Source organism: Clostridium sp. Cult2 (assembly GCF_021655075.1).
Classification (GTDB): Bacteria; Bacillota; Clostridia; order Tissierellales; family Tepidimicrobiaceae; genus Schnuerera.
In genome coordinates this window covers 1-16,679 of the sequence record NZ_PPXX01000008.1, presented here as the reverse complement: position 1 = coordinate 16,679, position 16,679 = coordinate 1, and the positions used below count along the sequence as shown (strand labels likewise).

Annotated in this window: 23 protein-coding genes and 1 pseudogene; all 24 read right to left on the bottom strand. The window is 29.9% G+C overall.

Annotated features, from left to right (window positions below; genetic code table 11):
* Positions 1 to 210: 210 nt before the first annotated feature.
* The 24 genes and pseudogenes from C3E90_RS01230 to C3E90_RS01135 all read right to left on the bottom strand — a co-directional run bounded on the left by C3E90_RS01230 (position 211) and on the right by C3E90_RS01135 (position 16,182).
* Positions 211 to 1,218, bottom strand: coding sequence for a GNAT family N-acetyltransferase (locus C3E90_RS01230; RefSeq protein ID WP_236913731.1), 1,008 nt, complete (start codon positions 1,216 to 1,218; stop codon positions 211 to 213).
* A 700-nt stretch (positions 1,219 to 1,918) separates the two neighbouring features.
* The gene (locus C3E90_RS13555; protein ID WP_442870548.1) at positions 1,919 to 2,062 is read right to left on the bottom strand and encodes a DUF3658 domain-containing protein; all 144 of its coding nucleotides are present in this window, start codon (positions 2,060 to 2,062) and stop codon (positions 1,919 to 1,921) included.
* 40 nt (positions 2,063 to 2,102) lie between these two features.
* Positions 2,103 to 2,324 carry a hypothetical protein gene (locus tag C3E90_RS01225; RefSeq protein ID WP_236913730.1) on the bottom strand — a complete coding sequence of 74 codons (222 nt, stop codon included), beginning with the start codon at positions 2,322 to 2,324 and terminating at the stop codon, positions 2,103 to 2,105.
* Positions 2,311 to 2,517 carry a hypothetical protein gene (locus C3E90_RS01220; protein ID WP_236913729.1) on the bottom strand — a complete coding sequence of 69 codons (207 nt, stop codon included), beginning with the start codon at positions 2,515 to 2,517 and terminating at the stop codon, positions 2,311 to 2,313. The genes C3E90_RS01225 and C3E90_RS01220 overlap by 14 nt, the downstream gene beginning before the upstream one ends.
* 92 nt (positions 2,518 to 2,609) lie before the next feature.
* Positions 2,610 to 3,170 (bottom strand): hypothetical protein, encoded by a 561-nt coding sequence (locus C3E90_RS01215; RefSeq protein WP_236913728.1) that lies wholly within the window; start codon positions 3,168 to 3,170, stop codon positions 2,610 to 2,612.
* Positions 3,171 to 3,326: 156 nt separating this feature from the next.
* Positions 3,327 to 3,746, bottom strand: a complete 420-nt coding sequence (locus C3E90_RS01210) for a hypothetical protein (RefSeq protein WP_236913727.1) — start codon at positions 3,744 to 3,746, stop codon at positions 3,327 to 3,329.
* A gap of 312 nt (positions 3,747 to 4,058) precedes the next feature.
* Positions 4,059 to 4,259, bottom strand: a complete 201-nt coding sequence (locus tag C3E90_RS13425) for a hypothetical protein (RefSeq protein WP_336512991.1) — start codon at positions 4,257 to 4,259, stop codon at positions 4,059 to 4,061.
* Positions 4,260 to 4,274: 15 nt separating this feature from the next.
* On the bottom strand, positions 4,275 to 4,784 hold the full coding sequence (locus C3E90_RS13420; RefSeq protein ID WP_336512990.1) for a recombinase family protein: 510 nt from the start codon (positions 4,782 to 4,784) through the stop codon (positions 4,275 to 4,277).
* An 84-nt stretch (positions 4,785 to 4,868) separates the two neighbouring features.
* On the bottom strand, positions 4,869 to 5,150 hold the full coding sequence (locus C3E90_RS13415; RefSeq protein ID WP_336512992.1) for a recombinase family protein: 282 nt from the start codon (positions 5,148 to 5,150) through the stop codon (positions 4,869 to 4,871).
* On the bottom strand, positions 5,151 to 5,309 hold the full coding sequence (locus C3E90_RS13410; protein WP_336512989.1) for a hypothetical protein: 159 nt from the start codon (positions 5,307 to 5,309) through the stop codon (positions 5,151 to 5,153).
* Between the two features lie 274 nt (positions 5,310 to 5,583).
* Entirely contained in the window at positions 5,584 to 6,438 is an 855-nt protein-coding gene (locus C3E90_RS01200) for a nucleotidyl transferase AbiEii/AbiGii toxin family protein (RefSeq protein WP_236913726.1), read from the bottom strand.
* Entirely contained in the window at positions 6,435 to 7,028 is a 594-nt protein-coding gene (locus C3E90_RS01195; protein ID WP_236913725.1) for a type IV toxin-antitoxin system AbiEi family antitoxin domain-containing protein, read from the bottom strand. The genes C3E90_RS01200 and C3E90_RS01195 overlap by 4 nt, the downstream gene beginning before the upstream one ends.
* Before the next feature lie 306 nt (positions 7,029 to 7,334).
* The gene (locus C3E90_RS01190) at positions 7,335 to 7,682 is read right to left on the bottom strand and encodes a hypothetical protein (RefSeq protein WP_336512988.1); all 348 of its coding nucleotides are present in this window, start codon (positions 7,680 to 7,682) and stop codon (positions 7,335 to 7,337) included.
* Between the two features lie 591 nt (positions 7,683 to 8,273).
* Positions 8,274 to 8,648: a type II toxin-antitoxin system death-on-curing family toxin gene (locus C3E90_RS01185; RefSeq protein ID WP_236913724.1), complete on the bottom strand. Its 375-nt coding sequence runs from the start codon at positions 8,646 to 8,648 to the stop codon at positions 8,274 to 8,276.
* Positions 8,645 to 8,887, bottom strand: coding sequence for a type II toxin-antitoxin system Phd/YefM family antitoxin (locus tag C3E90_RS01180; RefSeq protein WP_236913723.1), 243 nt, complete (start codon positions 8,885 to 8,887; stop codon positions 8,645 to 8,647). The genes C3E90_RS01185 and C3E90_RS01180 overlap by 4 nt, the downstream gene beginning before the upstream one ends.
* 884 nt (positions 8,888 to 9,771) lie before the next feature.
* Positions 9,772 to 10,158, bottom strand: a pseudogene (locus C3E90_RS01175) (M28 family metallopeptidase); the annotation flags it as partial.
* Positions 10,159 to 10,170: 12 nt separating this feature from the next.
* Positions 10,171 to 10,368, bottom strand: a complete 198-nt coding sequence (locus C3E90_RS01170; RefSeq protein WP_236913721.1) for a hypothetical protein — start codon at positions 10,366 to 10,368, stop codon at positions 10,171 to 10,173.
* 21 nt (positions 10,369 to 10,389) lie between these two features.
* Positions 10,390 to 10,617 carry a hypothetical protein gene (locus C3E90_RS01165; RefSeq protein WP_236913720.1) on the bottom strand — a complete coding sequence of 76 codons (228 nt, stop codon included), beginning with the start codon at positions 10,615 to 10,617 and terminating at the stop codon, positions 10,390 to 10,392.
* Positions 10,618 to 10,776: 159 nt separating this feature from the next.
* A complete protein-coding gene (locus C3E90_RS01160; protein ID WP_236913719.1) occupies positions 10,777 to 11,391 on the bottom strand; it encodes a hypothetical protein in 615 nt (204 codons plus the stop codon).
* The gene (locus tag C3E90_RS01155) at positions 11,360 to 12,607 is read right to left on the bottom strand and encodes a hypothetical protein (RefSeq protein ID WP_236913718.1); all 1,248 of its coding nucleotides are present in this window, start codon (positions 12,605 to 12,607) and stop codon (positions 11,360 to 11,362) included. Before C3E90_RS01155 ends, C3E90_RS01160 begins: the two co-directional genes overlap by 32 nt.
* Positions 12,607 to 13,485 (bottom strand): ABC transporter ATP-binding protein, encoded by an 879-nt coding sequence (locus C3E90_RS01150; RefSeq protein ID WP_236913717.1) that lies wholly within the window; start codon positions 13,483 to 13,485, stop codon positions 12,607 to 12,609. The genes C3E90_RS01155 and C3E90_RS01150 overlap by 1 nt, the downstream gene beginning before the upstream one ends.
* Before the next feature lie 63 nt (positions 13,486 to 13,548).
* Positions 13,549 to 14,670: a sensor histidine kinase gene (locus C3E90_RS01145; protein WP_236913716.1), complete on the bottom strand. Its 1,122-nt coding sequence runs from the start codon at positions 14,668 to 14,670 to the stop codon at positions 13,549 to 13,551.
* Positions 14,658 to 15,329 (bottom strand): response regulator transcription factor, encoded by a 672-nt coding sequence (locus tag C3E90_RS01140; RefSeq protein ID WP_236913715.1) that lies wholly within the window; start codon positions 15,327 to 15,329, stop codon positions 14,658 to 14,660. The genes C3E90_RS01145 and C3E90_RS01140 overlap by 13 nt, the downstream gene beginning before the upstream one ends.
* A gap of 361 nt (positions 15,330 to 15,690) precedes the next feature.
* On the bottom strand, positions 15,691 to 16,182 hold the full coding sequence (locus C3E90_RS01135) for a hypothetical protein (protein WP_236913714.1): 492 nt from the start codon (positions 16,180 to 16,182) through the stop codon (positions 15,691 to 15,693).
* Between the last annotated feature and the right edge of the window lie 497 nt (positions 16,183 to 16,679).

Here is a 16,679-nt window from a genome sequence, read left to right as displayed (position 1 = left end):
CCATCTCCCCCTAAAAAGTTATTCATAGGGGTATTATATTTTAAAGGTGGACCAGTTTTCAACTGAAATGGTGGCCTACTTTTAGATTAACATAAACATTTTTAGCATTTAAAAACTCCTCTCTACTTATTTCATAGTCTACTGAGCCTCGCCAATTACCAAGCTGGTCTTTAAAGGGGTTTTCTTTTATTTCTATGAAAACATCATTAGTTAGCCCATAACAAATTCTCTATTAGATTGTACTTTATTATCTAAATCATTAAAAGAAAACACTAAATTAAATGCATCTTCTACATTTGGATCAGTATAGCCTGTATCTTTGAAACCAATTTTCTTATAAAGGTTAATGGCCTTAATATATTTCTTTCTTACGCAAACTTCAACATTTTCGTATCTTCTTTCCACATATAGATAATCCAATATTAATTTTAAAGACTTATATCCATACCCTCGATTTTGATACCTACTATCTATAAGAAATTGTTGTAGTTCATAGCATTTGGGTTCCTCATTAATATCACGAATCATAAGCATTCCAATAATATTTTCCTCACTTTCGATTCCGAAAACTCTCCCATTATAATTTCTGTAAACATATGCCCTTGCCAAAATCCCCATAGGACTAGCTACATGAGCTTTTTGGTCTTCTGATAACTCCAGAGTAATTAACTTAGTCCAATTACTTTCGTCTATATCTATTAAATAAGTACTATTTCTTTTAGTAGTTAATCTTATTACACCATAGTCATCAATACCATCAAAACGAAACCCTCGTTTCATCCAAAATTTCATATTTTTTTTATTAGATACATTAAGCTCCAAGTATTTAGCACCCTTAGAAACTTCCATTTCTTTGATTATATTAAAAATTTTAGTTCCCAAACCATTGTCCCTAAATTCAGGTATAATACAATAGTCAATTATGAAGCATTTACCATCTTCAGAATGGTAGGTACAATAGGTGCAAAAACCTATTATCTCCTTTTCTTTTATAAAAAATATAGGGTATGCTGTATCAACATTTCTTGAAAATAGTTTGTGCATGTGTTCCTTGTATTCCGAAGAAGAAAACCACTCCTGTTCTTCTTCTGTCATCTTTAAGCCTATCTCATCGTTAGGGAATATATCTCTATTCATATACTCATTATGCAACTGCCAAAATAATTTAAATTCTTCCTCAGATTTAGCAATCTTTATTTCTATACCTTTTTCCATCATATCCATCCTCCATATTTGTAATTGGAGGTTATTTTAGAGTGTTACCTCCTGACACATTTAGTTTTATTAGTCTTTTTATTTTCATTAAGCACCACTCCTTTCAAAACTTACGGAAATTTTCACATATATCATAATAATCAATATAATGCTCAAAATCATTGTACCACATAGGCTTTATCTAATAAACTTATATTTTTCTATTCTACATATCCTTAGATATAATCCATCTTCCATAACAATAATGCTCATATTTTAATGAACATGTTCCCAAGAACAGAAAAGGCATTGAATGTCATCTGTCCATTCAATGCCCTATAACCTGTCAAACCATTAGTATAACTGAGTTTTATAGCTTTTTAATCTTCACGATACACTCCACGTGCCTTGAGAGTACAATAATGATGTCTTAAAGAGATAGTAATCCCTTGGTGGTAGGGTATATTTCTTAATTTCCACCTATTTATCCTTAGTTTTTAAGTTCTATATTTTCATAATTATTGATACTGTTGCTTACAACATTTTAATACTCACTGTTTACAAGTGTACAATAACATCTTTTTCATCAGAATTGCAAACAACAAAACCCTCAGATAGTTATTAATTCGAAGGCTTCGTTTTTTACAAATTAAATTATTTGTTTTCCACATTTTCCTTAAAATCTTTTCGTAAGGATGTGATGAGTCTAAATTTTTAGCAACAACTAATTTTTATCCTTTATCATCTTATCAATACGCCAGGCATACCAACTATAAATAATATCTAAGTTATATTCGCATAAGAGATTGCCTATAAATCTTACAATAATAAACAACACCCCCGGAAGATTTTTTAATAATAAAGTTATAAAAATCTTCTGGTGCAGAAATTAGCCTTCTATTTAATTATTATCTATTTTCCCAATGTTCCTTTGCATTATCAAATATTTCATCTAAAGACAGATCATCAAATATTTCACCCTCTAGTTTCAAATAATCTTCTTTACTTATTCCCTCGGAATGGCGTATAAATCGTAGGAACCCAGAGTATCCCAGTTCCTTTATTAATGCTCTAGAACCTTTTTCTATTATTTCTCTATCTGTAAATTTGCTTTTTTCATTCAATAACATCAATATCCATCTCCTTTCTAAGAAAATCTATAGGATTATATAATTTAATATTTTTAATTGTTTCTTTCAAATTATCTTCATTTTTTTCTACCGTCTTTATAAATTTATCATCACATGTTATAAAGTATTTGCAGCCTCCATATACAGCTGAAGCAAGATGTAATGCATCCTTATCTTTAGTATTGGATTTCATAACTATATCTTGAGCTATTAGTCTAATATTATCATTAGGCTGTATTACCTCATTACACAAGGTAGAAATAGATATAATATTAAGTTTCCTCTCTATAAAAGGATTTCTACTATTTTCATATTTTCTTCCTTTGATTCAACCAAATTACAAATGTCTTTAAAGGATATTCTTTTATTTTTATGTGTTTGAATTACATCCATCAGCCATTCATTCTCGCCTTTTTTAATGTCATGACTTTTAAATTTACTGAAAGTTTCTTTTACAAATTCTTTCTCTGTACTATCTGGAAATCTATATTTACTTAAATTTTTATTGATATTGTGGCTAACCCAAGTTTCCCATAATTTTTCTTCTTTAAAATTCTTAATACAGTAGCTATATACATAACACTCAATTATAGTTCTATTTAAAGAACCTAAAGAAAAAAAGTTCCCAATAATTATATTATTCATTGCTTCTTTAGAAAGCTCTAAAACATGCTCTGTCCAAAGATTAATTATCCATTGATAGCTGAACATACGACCTATAAAGCATGGTCTTAAACCTTTATCCACTTCATCAATAAATAATCTTATAATCTTTACAATTTCTTTAAGCTTTCTTTCATTAATGAATTCTAATTCTCTTTCGTTATAATATAATACATTATTCATAATAAATTCCTCTTAATATCATTTTATAATTTTTTTTAAAATAACTATTCATATTCTCTATTTCTCCTACATTATTTACCTAAGAAAAATTCCCTCATAATTAATATATATTTGTTTTTTATGATTACATATACACATGTTTACAATAATATTAATCTAACTAGCAGAAATAATCTTTTCAAGATCATCTAGAATTCTATTAAGTTTACTTGTCAATCTTAGGCTCTCTCTTCCTTCTGATGGGATGTATTTTCCTGTTTCATCCTTTTTTAAATATTTATAGTCCTTAAGTAAATCAGCATAAATATACTCTCTCACAATACAATACATGTCAAAAAGTTTTAATAATAAATATGCATTTTGTATTGTTTGTTCTTTGTCTCTTAAAACTATATCCAGACTGTTCTCTTTTGTTGAAATATAATCTATGGTTGTATTAGGCTCGATATGCAATTTATCACTTAAAAGTCCATATGAAACAGCACCTGCATATACCTTTTTCATAAAATTTACATCTGAATTATAAGGAACACCTATGGTTATCCATGGACTTCCAATTAATTTTATATCATCCAAATCTATATCCTTGGTTAAAAAATCTTTCTTAGCCCACCAACTAGTAACTTCCCTCCACCTCCTATTTTCATCTAAATATTTATATTTCTTTTTGGATTTTAGATTCTCTAAAAATTTGCGTAATATACCCTACCTTAATTCTATAGCATACTTTATCTTTTCTCAACCAAAAAACTCATTGTTCTCCGGATATATAGATTGTTCTGTCAATTGGCCTCTATAACATCCATCTATATTATAACCCTTAATATTATCTCAGAACTTAGCCTTTATCCGCATTTATAATGTTTCTATTACCATTAAATTTTATATTTAAAACTCAATGACAATTTCTCTGCCATTATCACAATATATATCTATATGCTGACTAAAAACTAAAATTCTATCAATTTTCTCTCTAACTATTTCTTCATCATAAATTCCTCTTTCACAAACAAATTTACTTAACACTTCTTTTATATATTCTTTCCTAAGTGTAGGAGAATCAATGCATTTATCCCTCCCCTTCTCCATCCTTGTTGCGCATCTTCAAACTATCTTACCTCTTTCTGTTCTCCTCCTATAGGATGATCCACAATATCCACATTCTAATATATTACCCAATAAATATTTACCACTATATCTTTTACCTTTAGATTCTACTGTTCCATCTTCTTTATAAATTAACCTTGACCTTTTAACCATCTCTTCCTGGACTTTATCAAATATCTCATCAGATACAATTGCTGGATGACTATTACTTACATAATAACTATGTCTCTGTCCAGTATTTTTTACTTTCTTTCCAGTCATAAAATCCTCTGTGTAGGTCTTTTGTAACTTTGTGTCCCCCTTGTATTTTTCATTCTGAAGCATTTTTTGAATGGTAGATGAATCCCAATGTTCATTGCCAGTTACTGTTTTTATATCCATTGATTCTAGATATGTTTTGATTTGTCCAAATGATAGGACTTTTAGATATAAGTTGAATATCTTTCTAACTACTTCTGCTTCACCAGGCACAATTACCATTTCTCCATCAACACATGTATAACCCATAAAACTCTTATATTTCGTAAAGATGTCACCTTTTTCAAACTTTGGCCTAAATCCCCACTTAATATTTTCGCTAGTATTCTTACTTTATTCTTGTGCTAACATGCTTCTTAATGTTATTTCTAATTCATTCTCTAATTTTATTGAATCTAGTTTTTCAGTTTCAAAGTGCATGTTTATTCCCCTTTCTCTTAAACATCTTATTATTTCTAGCACATCCACAATATCCCTTGATAATCTACTAATAGATTTAACTAAGATATAGTCAATTTCACCTTTAGATGCTTTCTTTAGCATTTTATCAAGACCTATTCTTCCTTCTCTTCTTAATCCACTTTTCCCAACATCATAAAAGACACCTGCAAAAATTCAATCTGGATTTACTGATATCATATTTGTGTAATAATCTATTTGCCATTGCAAGCTTTCTCTTTGAATCCTGTTTAAAGTACTAACCCTGCAATATGCTGAAACTTTTATTTTCTTGTATTCTGGTAATTTAGCTGGTATAAATATAACTTTCTTCATAGTATAGCTCTCCAATATCTGTATAAAATGGCTAATCCATATATTTTGTATAAAAAAAAGATATGAAAGCTCTAACTCTCACATCCTTAATTCTACCTCATCTACTTTGATATCTCTTATAATTTAACCATTTTTAAGTTGTAACAGGATTATGGATTCCACATGCCTTGAGGTGACAATAAAGATGTCACTTGGACCTATTAAGCCCTTGGTGGTTGAATATATTCCAAGTATAGATATTTCTGCAGTATTATGATACCCTTTATAGAACGTCTTACTTATTCTTTAACTTTATCCCTAATAAACTCCACAGCTTAATTGCCGAAGTTTCTATATCCTCCCACGAGATATCATTAGCATAGGTATTTTTTCTTTGATATCTTTTCCAGTGATTATATGAGGAAGCATCTGAAAACACTTCTCTTAAGATAAGTTCACCATCATTTAATAAATTATAACTTCCTCTTTTCTTTGCTGTAGCTATTAATGCTTTCGCTAATAATTCATTATCTATACAATGATTTTGCAGCTTCAACAAGATATAAATATCATAGAAGTCTCTCATTCTTGTATTTGCAATACCTCTTGAGATAATCGTTTCAACTTTTTCAGCTAATACTGTTTCTATATTATATGCAAGAATATTGATTGTCCTATTTTCTAACAATAAATCAAAGGAATAAACAACCTCTTTAGGTGTAATCTCATCTCCTGTTGTAATGTCTACTTTCAATGGTATTCTAGCATTATCCATTAGCGCCTCTAGAGAAACCCTAAAACCATTATATCCGTCTTCATCCCTAATCACTTCTATTTTTATAAATACTATTTGAACCCCATCGTTTATTGGAACAGACAAAATAGAATCAAAGGCTTCCTTAATTGATTTTTCTGTTACAGGATAGGACTTTATTGTTGCATCCATGTCTATGGTAGATCTCATATCTATACCAACTAGGGCGGCTATTAACATACCACCTTTTAAAATAAACTTATCTTTGAATTCAGAGAGAGATATTCTTTCAAGTAGCCTTTCAAGCATATAGTTTCTTAGTAGAATTTGTGCATTTATATCTTTTTCTTTAGACAAATTCCTAATTAAATCTTTTAATTGTCTTGATGTTTTCATAGCAGAATCTCCATATAGTTTCTAATAACATTTTGAACATCCAACTCATTGGCATATCTTAATAATAAAGGTATATTCCTATCTCGACTATCTATATATCTTTTTATTCCCTCATTTAAAATTGCAGTATCCATATTATTTCGATTTCGAATAATGTCACAGATAGTTCTTTCCCTATCATATACTTTAATAGGCCTTCCATAGGTTGTTTTTAATTCAATAACCCCCATTTTAAAAACCTCTTTTTTCACTGTATAAACTCTTATTCCCTCATCTCTTAGATTTGATCCATTGTATCCTCTGGGTACAGTTACTGACCATTCAAATGGATCTCTATCTGTTAACTCATGAAGATACAATGCTGTTTCATGAGAAAAGATTATTCTCTTACTTCTAGCTTGAAGTCTATACAGCTCATCGTCAAATGCATCTGATGTTAAGTATACTCCATGTGCGACTCTTTCAAGTTTCCCTTCTCTTGTAAATTCTGTTAAATAATATCTTGGAATACCTTGTTCTTCCACTTCTCTTGTAGTAATTAAACCATCTTTTCCATCTATTAATTTTTCTAAACTTTCTTTATAGTCCATAATAACAACCTCTTTTTCTTTTATGCTTTAATTATACACCAATGTAGCATAAATGCAAATACTACTTCCTATTTATCTAAACTATATCCTCTTTCTATTTTAAAACATGAAAAATTGCGAAGTTTATTTAGTCTTTACTTGACTAAAACTTCGCACTTTAGTTTCACGTTTAGTTTTTATTTTAAAAAATAAATACATTAAGATTTTATATAAATCTCAATGCATTTATCATTTGATAATTTAGTTTTTTCTTACTCGTTAGATGAACTATATAAATGATGTGACATATGTCCCATAAGATAATGCTCATAATTTATGCTGAACACTCTCAACAATATTACCGTTTATGTCGTAAATAGTTAAACTACCAACATTGTTAGGTACAATAAATACAAAAGGTTTTTCACTATCAATCTTAATTGTTTGAATTTCATTTCCATCGTCAATCTCTACTTTGCTCACTTGTTGCTTATTCATTGAAATAAATGCACGCTCATTGTATCCTTCAATATGTATTTCAGCAATATACCTTTCTGTTTCAATAATAGAGCCACCACCTCTAAAAAAATATCCAAATGAAAGGCCAGGGCGATTCACATAAATTGAATATATATGGTCTGCAAGGTCATCAGAGTAAAAAATCATCGCAGACATAGTTTCTGTAGTATCTTTAGCAACATTCCAAGTAGCTTCAATCTTATGAGAATAACGAGCATCATTTTAGATATTTGATTTGCTTATCCCTATATCGTTATTAAAATATAAAAAGCAAACAGCTATTAGTATTACCACTATAGGAGAACCAAGATATTTTATAAGTTTTTTCATGTCGCCACTCCTTTTATCAAAAAAAAATACTTTACTTCTCGTAAATCTACTGACACGACCCATCATATTAAATAACTTTACCTAATAATAGTATACTATTTATAGTATTTAATGGAAAGCTTTAGTATATAATTCACCTGCAATATCAATCAAACTTAACTATTTACTCCTGAAATATCCCCGATTATTCAATGTCATCTGTCAAATCCCCTATTTTAAAGGGTCAAAAAACGGTGTTTTTTCACAGATTTTTGACCCAAATTTCGTCATCAAACCACTATATGTTGCGGTCAAATCCTATTGTTTTTCCTTCAAACCACAATACGTCATCAGAATTATACTCTCCACATGCCTTGAGAGTACAATAATGATGTCGTTGGGAGATAATATCCCCTTGGTGGACAAGTCATTTCTGATTTAGCTATAATTTATTATCCAGTTTAATAAATCTTCATCATCTATTGATCCATCTGCAAGGCCTAATCCTAAGGTAATCAATTCTTCATCTGTACAAGTAACTTCAACCCCATTTATTTCTAAGAATGTTATCATCACTAAAATTCCAATCCTTTTGTTCCCATCTATAAAAGGATGGTTCTTGATTAGAAAATATCCTAATTTAGCTGCCTTTGCTTTGATCGTTTTATAAATATATTCTCCATCGAAGGTTTGAAATGGTGCATTTAATGCAGATTCTAGTAACCCTTCATCCTTAACTCCATCGATCCCACCAGTTTGATTTATCAGTATGCTATGAATTTTTATTACTTGCTCTTTACTAAGCCTTTTCATTTTGCTAATTCCTCAAAGGCTTTCATGTGTTTAGAAAGAATCTTTTTAGCTACTTCATCAACTTCCATTTCCCCAGCTATCTCTTCTTTTTCTAATTGACTATATTCTATTAAGACATAGCGAGGCTTATTATTTTTTAGTATCACTGCTGCCCCATTTTCATCAACCATTCTTGCTACTTTAGAAAAATTTTGATTAGCTTCTGATATTGAAACTAAATTATTTATATTAATGTTCATAAAATCATCTCCTATCTATTAATATTATACCCTATTAATTAGGATAAATTCAACCTAAATTATTTCTTTTAATGACTATGCCTCTTCTTCTTGGCTAGAAATTCGGAACCATAAGCATTGAAGCCCTAGTCCCACTTACAAAGTAAATGGTGACAGGTCTCATGTCAGGAATGTCCAAGAACTCAACCGTAGAGAGAAGTGATTGGATACATTCTACGGCTCTTGTTCTATTCCTTCCAAGGATGTACCATACATAAATAGTTTTGACATTTTTTTCATCCTTTTTATTTTTAGGCATAATAAAATGACGAAGTTTATTTGTTCTTTATCAACCTAAACTTTGCCAGCTTGTTATCTCTATTTAATTTTAATCTATAATTTCCATTTAAGTTTATATAATCGTTATTTCTTAATTGTTAGTTGCACATAAGATAAAACTTTGTGTCGTAGTTCTAGGCAGTTGGACAGAGTCGTCCACCCCTCTACAATATAGGGTATATCTCATTTTATTGGGGGCAGTCGTCCCTGCCCCTATCTGCCCTCAATCAATATATCATATTAAATTAATAAGACAATCATTATATTTGGAATTAAATAATCTTATGAGAAATCACGTCACCAAGATTATTCCCCGCAATTATAATGGCGATTGCTATATTAATTTGATTTTCATTTTAAAAATTTTTCATTTCATTTGCCTCCATTATGTAATATTTTTAATACACTGTTTCATCATTATCTATAACAAAATCACTTAGAGCATTTGCTAACTTTTCTATCTCTATATAATCTAAGATATCTGGAGTGTCTATTGGCTTATGAATCCAATTAAGCCAACCTTCTTGAGTAATGCAAATATTGGCCTTTTCAGCCTTCTCAAAACTTCAATGGTCACTTGCAATTGGTCGTTCAAATTCAGCAAAACCTATGCCACTTTTCTCCATAGAATTTTTAACATCTTCATATAATTCTACTGAATATTCACTATCATTAGGAAACATAACAGCACCACCATCTTTAGCACCTATAGAGTCTATATTAATATTATACATGTTTTCATACCATGACTGTGATTTCGCCTGATTGACAAAAGCAGTGCTTCCAACATATAATTGTTCCTCTCCATTAAATGCACAAAAAACTATATTTGATTCAAAAGGTTTTTCCTCTGATACTAGCTTTAAATTTTCTGCTATTTTTATTAAAGCCGCTACCCCTGATGCGTTATCCATTGCACTTCTATATATCTCTCCCTCTCTAATTCCTCGTCCATCAAAGTGAGCTCATATTATAATTGCCTTTTTACTATCTTTACCTTTGATATAACCAACTATATTGTGGGCAGTTTCAGAAGTGTCATAATCTTCTCGATTAATAACATCCTCTTTAGTGTATGGTTGAAAATAACTATCTTTTGATAATGGATCTAGTCCAATTTTATCGAAAATATCTGCTATATATTCCCCAGCCTTCTGGTTCACTTCTGAAAAAGTCTGTCTTCCTTAAAATTCATCTGAACATAAAGTCGTCACAATTTCTTCTATCGTAGGTAAGTCTATTGAAGATTTAACTTCAGAAACTTGCTCATTACCTCCAGTCAAAATTTCTAGTTCTAATTCTTTAGTTGTTATTTCAAGCATTTCTTTCTCAGTATTAGCTGTTTTTTCACTGCATCCGACTAAGAATGTGATTAGAAAAATCACGAATAACAAACACATTAGTTTTTTCATGTTAGATATCCCACCCTGAATATTATTTCTAATAAAATACAGAACTCCTTCTTTTATACGTTATAATATGATAAATACTGTAGTCTTGTAAAAAACTTGACCACCTTAACCCATTATAACATCTAACTTTATCAACTCTAACCAAAGTATTCCATTAGTTTATGTTCTATTGGCATATAACCCAACAGTTACAAATATTATAGCTATAAAAATATTTAATCCTATTTTAGGTTCAAGACCATACCTTAATCTAAACAGATAAAAGTCTCCAAGAGCTTTCCAATTAGGCATCCAATTTAGTAGATAATATAGTATTGGAACTAAATATGCCCCTATTAAATTAGAACTAATACTAAATGCAAAAAAACCCAACGACCCTAACAATAACCCTAGTGAAAATGATTGAAAGAAATATAATCCCATTTCCACTTGCGAGTCTGTAACTTTTATCAATGCAATGAATAAAAAGGTAAGTATTCCATAGATAAATATTCTTAATATTAGCCTTAATGAATAAGTTGAAAGCATACTTGTTGATTTAGAGCGTATAACATCCCCTATTCCATAATCCATTTCATATTGAAAGCATGGAGAAATTAATATTATTCCTATTAGTGGTAAAAATCTTTCCACAATCATAATCACTATATCCTTCTTTAACTCCACTAGTCCAAATAGCACAAATATTAATAAATACACAATAAAAGAGGTAATGATTGGACTATAGATATGATGTTTAATCTCATTGCTTATTATTTTTCTTGCTACTTCCACTATAAATCTCCCCTTTTCTCTTTTTATTGTATATTTTTATAGATATTAAAACTAGAATAGCACTTATAGCTATATAAATTCCACGATTCAATAGGACTTGATTAATATTATTTAGATAAACTTGCGTATTTCCTAAAATGTTGTGTCTTAGGATTAACTGAAATCCATATCCTCCTTGCATGTTAGCTTCGCTTCCAAACATGGTTATAAACCACCAGCCTAGCATAACTATAATTCCTACAGGAGAATTTGTTAATATTGTTGTAAATGTACCTACTGACAAAACTACCATTAAAGTTGGTATTAACCAAAGGAAAGAATATTTATAAAAGGCAAAGGGGTCAGTATTTTCTATTCCATTTATCTTTATAATCTTTATATTATAGAAAGTTGCGATAAGAATAATAATCGATGTAATTAATATAAGCATAGCAAAAAATCTTGATAATATAAGTTTGGATGAAGATACTTCTTTTGAATACAGTGTATGACTTATATTTGTTTTTCTGTCCTGATACCAAAATGATACTACTAAAAATATAGGTAAAAATCCAACTGCTATTCCTGCATAATCACAAAACAGCCTTGCAAAAGCACCTGTTATTTTATCTTTGTAAATCATATCGTTATACCCCTGTAAAGCTTCTTCATAGCTCTTAGGAGTTCTCCCAAACCTTGAAGCAATTAGTTTTTTTGAATAGGGACTGCCTCCTCCAAGTAATTGATCTATTTTATCCATTAAATTTAAGTAATCATTATCAACTATATTGTTTTTACTGGAATTTACGATTTCATTCATCTCTTCAGTGAACAATACCTTATCGCCTTCCATGGCACTATGGCTAGATTCAGAAAAACTTTGAATAGATTTAATGTTTTCAATTGACATGCCTGTTAAGGCTGATAAAAGCTTCTCCATTGCCTCATTTTTTTCTGTATTCAATTCTATATTTCTATAAAATCCATAAGGATAAGTAGTATATCTATTGTTTGAGTACTCTACTAATAAATTTACTAAGGATTGCTGACGAATGACACTCATATCCTCTGTGATAGATGTTCCATAACTTTCTTGTCCTGGAGCTGGTTTTTTTATTACCCACCCAGATGTATCCCCTGAAAATTGAGAGTTAATAAAAATAAATAGCATTATGCTAACAATCCAAAAGAATGGATTTTTTAAACATCGTCTCATTTCCAATGTAAGTAATCTCATTATTTGGTCCCTCCTATATCATAGAGTAAGTTCAAATATCCATCTTCAATAGTAGGATTTACTGGTATAAAATTGTCATCTTGTTTTCCTTTAAAAAGCAACTTCATTTCTGCGTAATCTCCATAATCCTTTTGTGCAGTTATTATATATCTATTCTTATAGTCATGAACTTGAGATTTTGGTACTTTTACCTCATAGGTAAATCCTTTAGCAGAATCTACTATTTCTTTTGTGGTTCCATTAAATATGATTCTTCCATTGTTTAAAACGGATAATCGACTACAGGTCATTTCTATATCTCCAACGATATGAGTAGATAAAATAACTATCTTATCTTCGGCTAAATTAGACAATAGATTCCTAAATCGAATTCTTTCTTCAGGATCAAGTCCAGCTGTAGGTTCGTCTACAATTAATACCTTTGGATTATGAAGTATAGCTTGAGCAATACCTAATCTTCTTTTCATCCCTCCAGATAAAGCCTTTACCTTCAAATTCCTGTCCTCTTTAAGATTTACAATTTCCAGAACCTCTTCTATTCTCTCCCTCAACACTCTAGACTTCATTTCTGATAAAGTCCCTAAATAGTCCAAAGCCTCATCTACTTTCATATTAGGATACATATTAAATTCCTGTGGTAAATACCCAATTATAGAGCGTATATCTTTTTTGTTCTCACTTGAAATACCACATATGCTTATTTCCCCTGATTTGATAGGAACTAACCCAACTAATGCCTTCATCAAGGTAGATTTGCCAGCTCCATTTCTTCCTAAAAGACCAAACATACCCCTATCTATTGTTAGAGATACATCAAATAATACTTGTTTATTTCCATAGTTAACATTTAAATTTTCTATTTCAATTCTTTCTGACATAAAAATACACTCTCCTTTTCTTAAGAAGAGTGTAACAAATAATTTTCAATTCTTTTTCAAGTTCTATAAATTAATTGCCATTTCTACCAATGCTCCATTATTGTGATTCTTAATTATTAAATCTCCACCATGTCTCTCCAGTATATGTTTTGTTATATTTAGCCCTAATCCCATATTTCCAGGCTGTGGATTCTCTGAATAAAATTTTTGAGTTGCATACTTAAGAGCTTCCCCACTAAATCCTTTGCCATCATCATGGATAGATATTAACATTTTTTTATCCTTTACTCCTATATCTATATAGATATTTGTATTTGCATGGGTTAATGCATTATTTAATACATTCTCAAATCCTTCTTCTATGTGATGTGTATCAATATTAATGATTATATCTTCTTTAGGAGTAATCCAATGGATATGTTTATTGGAGTTTAACATTTTAGCATTATTCTTTAATGTTTCAATAAAACCCAAAATATGAATAGACTTTTTATTTATTCTTAATTGATCCATAGACTGTAAATAATTAACACGGTCCAAATATTTTTCTATCCGAATTAAATTATTCTTTATAGACTGTATAGTTTCTGATTTTATATTGTTATCATTTTCTATATCTATCATTTCTAATATATCTACGTTGCCCTTTACTATAGTTAGAGGATTTTTCATATCATGGCTCATAGATGACACCATGTGATTAAAAGCATCGTATTGATTCCAAACCTTAATCTTTTCTTCCTGTAGGCTTTTCATCTCATTGGTAATCTTTTTACATGCAAAAATAAGCTCATTGTCTCCATTAGGTATATCATTAATATTATCTTCTCTAATATTACAAATATAATCAACTGGCTCCCGTAATTTATGTATATAATATATATAAAATCCAAATATAGAGAATAATATACTATGGATAACAACAGCAAGGTCTTTATAAAACAGCAGTGCTCTATCCAAATATGCTCTTAAGGCAGATAAATTCTGTTCATATGGAATATAATATTCTTTTCCCTCTATAATATCTTTTCTAACATATTCATTTATAGTTTCAATCTCATAGTTTTCAACCAATACTAAATTTATCTTAGCAAGAATAATTCCTAGCATTAAAAATATTAATAAGTAAATGATAAAACTCTTTTTCAAACTCCATTTTGATGAAAGACTTTTTAGCCAACCCATTTGTAACCTACTCCCCAAACAGTTTGTATATATTCTTTATCTGTAACCCCTAATATCTTAGACCGAATTTTTCGAATGTGCTCAGCTACTACAGAATTATCTCCCATTGCCTCATAGCCCCATAAGGAGCTATATATCTTCTCACGGTCAAAAATCATGTTAGGATGCGATGAAAGTAGCTCAATGATATCAAATTCCGTCTTAGTGAAAATTATTTCTTTCTCTTTGTAATGAACAGTTCTTGAGCTATAGTCAATTATAAGTTGTGATGATTTATTATCTGCTACTATTCCTTTTCGTTCTTCTCTTTGCAAATGAGAGTAGACTCGGGCATATAACTCATTTAAGGAAAATGGCTTTACAATATAGTCATCTCCACCTATCATTAATCCCTTAACTCTATCGGTTTCAGAACCTCTTGCAGTTAAAAATAATATCGGGGAAGTTGTTTTATTACGAATCCCTTTACATACTCCAAATCCATCAATCCCTGGCATATTTATATCTAAAAGTATGATATCAGGATTTTCTTCTAACTTGTCCAAAATTCCTTCACCGCTATATGCTTCAATAGTATCAAAGTCCTTTAGCCTGAAAAAATTCCTCAGCATATTTACCATATCTAATTCATCATCAATAATTAAAATTTTCTTTTTCATATATATCACCAGTTTAATTATATCTTATAAATTCCAATATTTTATCAACTTAATCTATTTTAAATATTTCTTTGTTCATAAAAATATCCACTACTGATATGAGTTATAGTCTGTACATCAATGTAACCCCATTAAAGTAAATACAAGAATGCCAAAACTAACACAAGCCCAAATGGTATATTTTGATATTGTTTTATCATTTTGTGCTTTGATTGCCTTTATTAAAAATGCGGAAAGGCTATACCCATTATAATAGTTATCAATTTTATGAAATCTATCACAGTAATATACCTCCTGTTATTTAAATAATCTTGGTGGCACAGTTTAACACTGATGCGACGTTAAATATAAAGAATGTACGTCAACTATCGAATTTTATATAATAAAACTTTTTTCCATCTAAATTTAGTAATCCTATGCTGTAGTTACCAGTATATATATCTATTTCTTCCTCTTTTAAATACTCTTTTTTATTTCCAAACCTATCTATATATATCCAATAACCATTTTCTATATTATTTATAGATAACCTTGTAGCTAAATCTGAGTTATAGCTATTACTTCCAAATAATATAGTATTTAGTTCATTTGGTATGGGTGTTTTAATCCAATGGTCTTTTGGGTCTTTTAATAATTTTTCTATATCTTTATCGTTTAATTCTGCCCTTCCCAAAGCTATTCCATCACCGAAGAAACCACCATGACTATCTACATAATAAAAATCTAAGGTATATGGTATTTGTATTTCTAAATCTTTGGCAATCTTTCTATTAACCTTTGTCTTATTAAGAAATACTCCACTAAATATTATTAACAAAATTAGACCAATAGTAATATGTTTTTTATACTTCATATTTTCACATCCCTTTAGTTTCGCATTTTTCTACAAATGTTCATCTATAGTATATAATTCACCTACCATTTTATCAACCAGAATTAACCACTTACTCTTCAAATATCTCCAATTATCCAATGTCATCTGTCAAATGGCCTATTTTAAAGGGTCAAAAAACGGTGTTTTTTCACAGATTTTTGACCCAAATTTCGTCATCAAACCACTATATGTTGCGGTCAAACCCTATTATTCCTTATCAAAACCACAATACGTCATCAGAATTGCTGCCTTAACGTGCCTTGAGAGGATAATAATGATGTCGTAAGTATCTAGTACCCCCTTGGTGGAAGGGTATGTTCCCAACATCTAGACAAGAATCTTCCTGTTAAATTGAGATCTACTTTTTCGTCAATAAGTTAATAACTCCTGTTATGTAAATTTTAGATCTTGTTTTCCATTATAGGATAATAAATGTCATACACCCTATAAATGCCAATAAAAATGCATACACTACC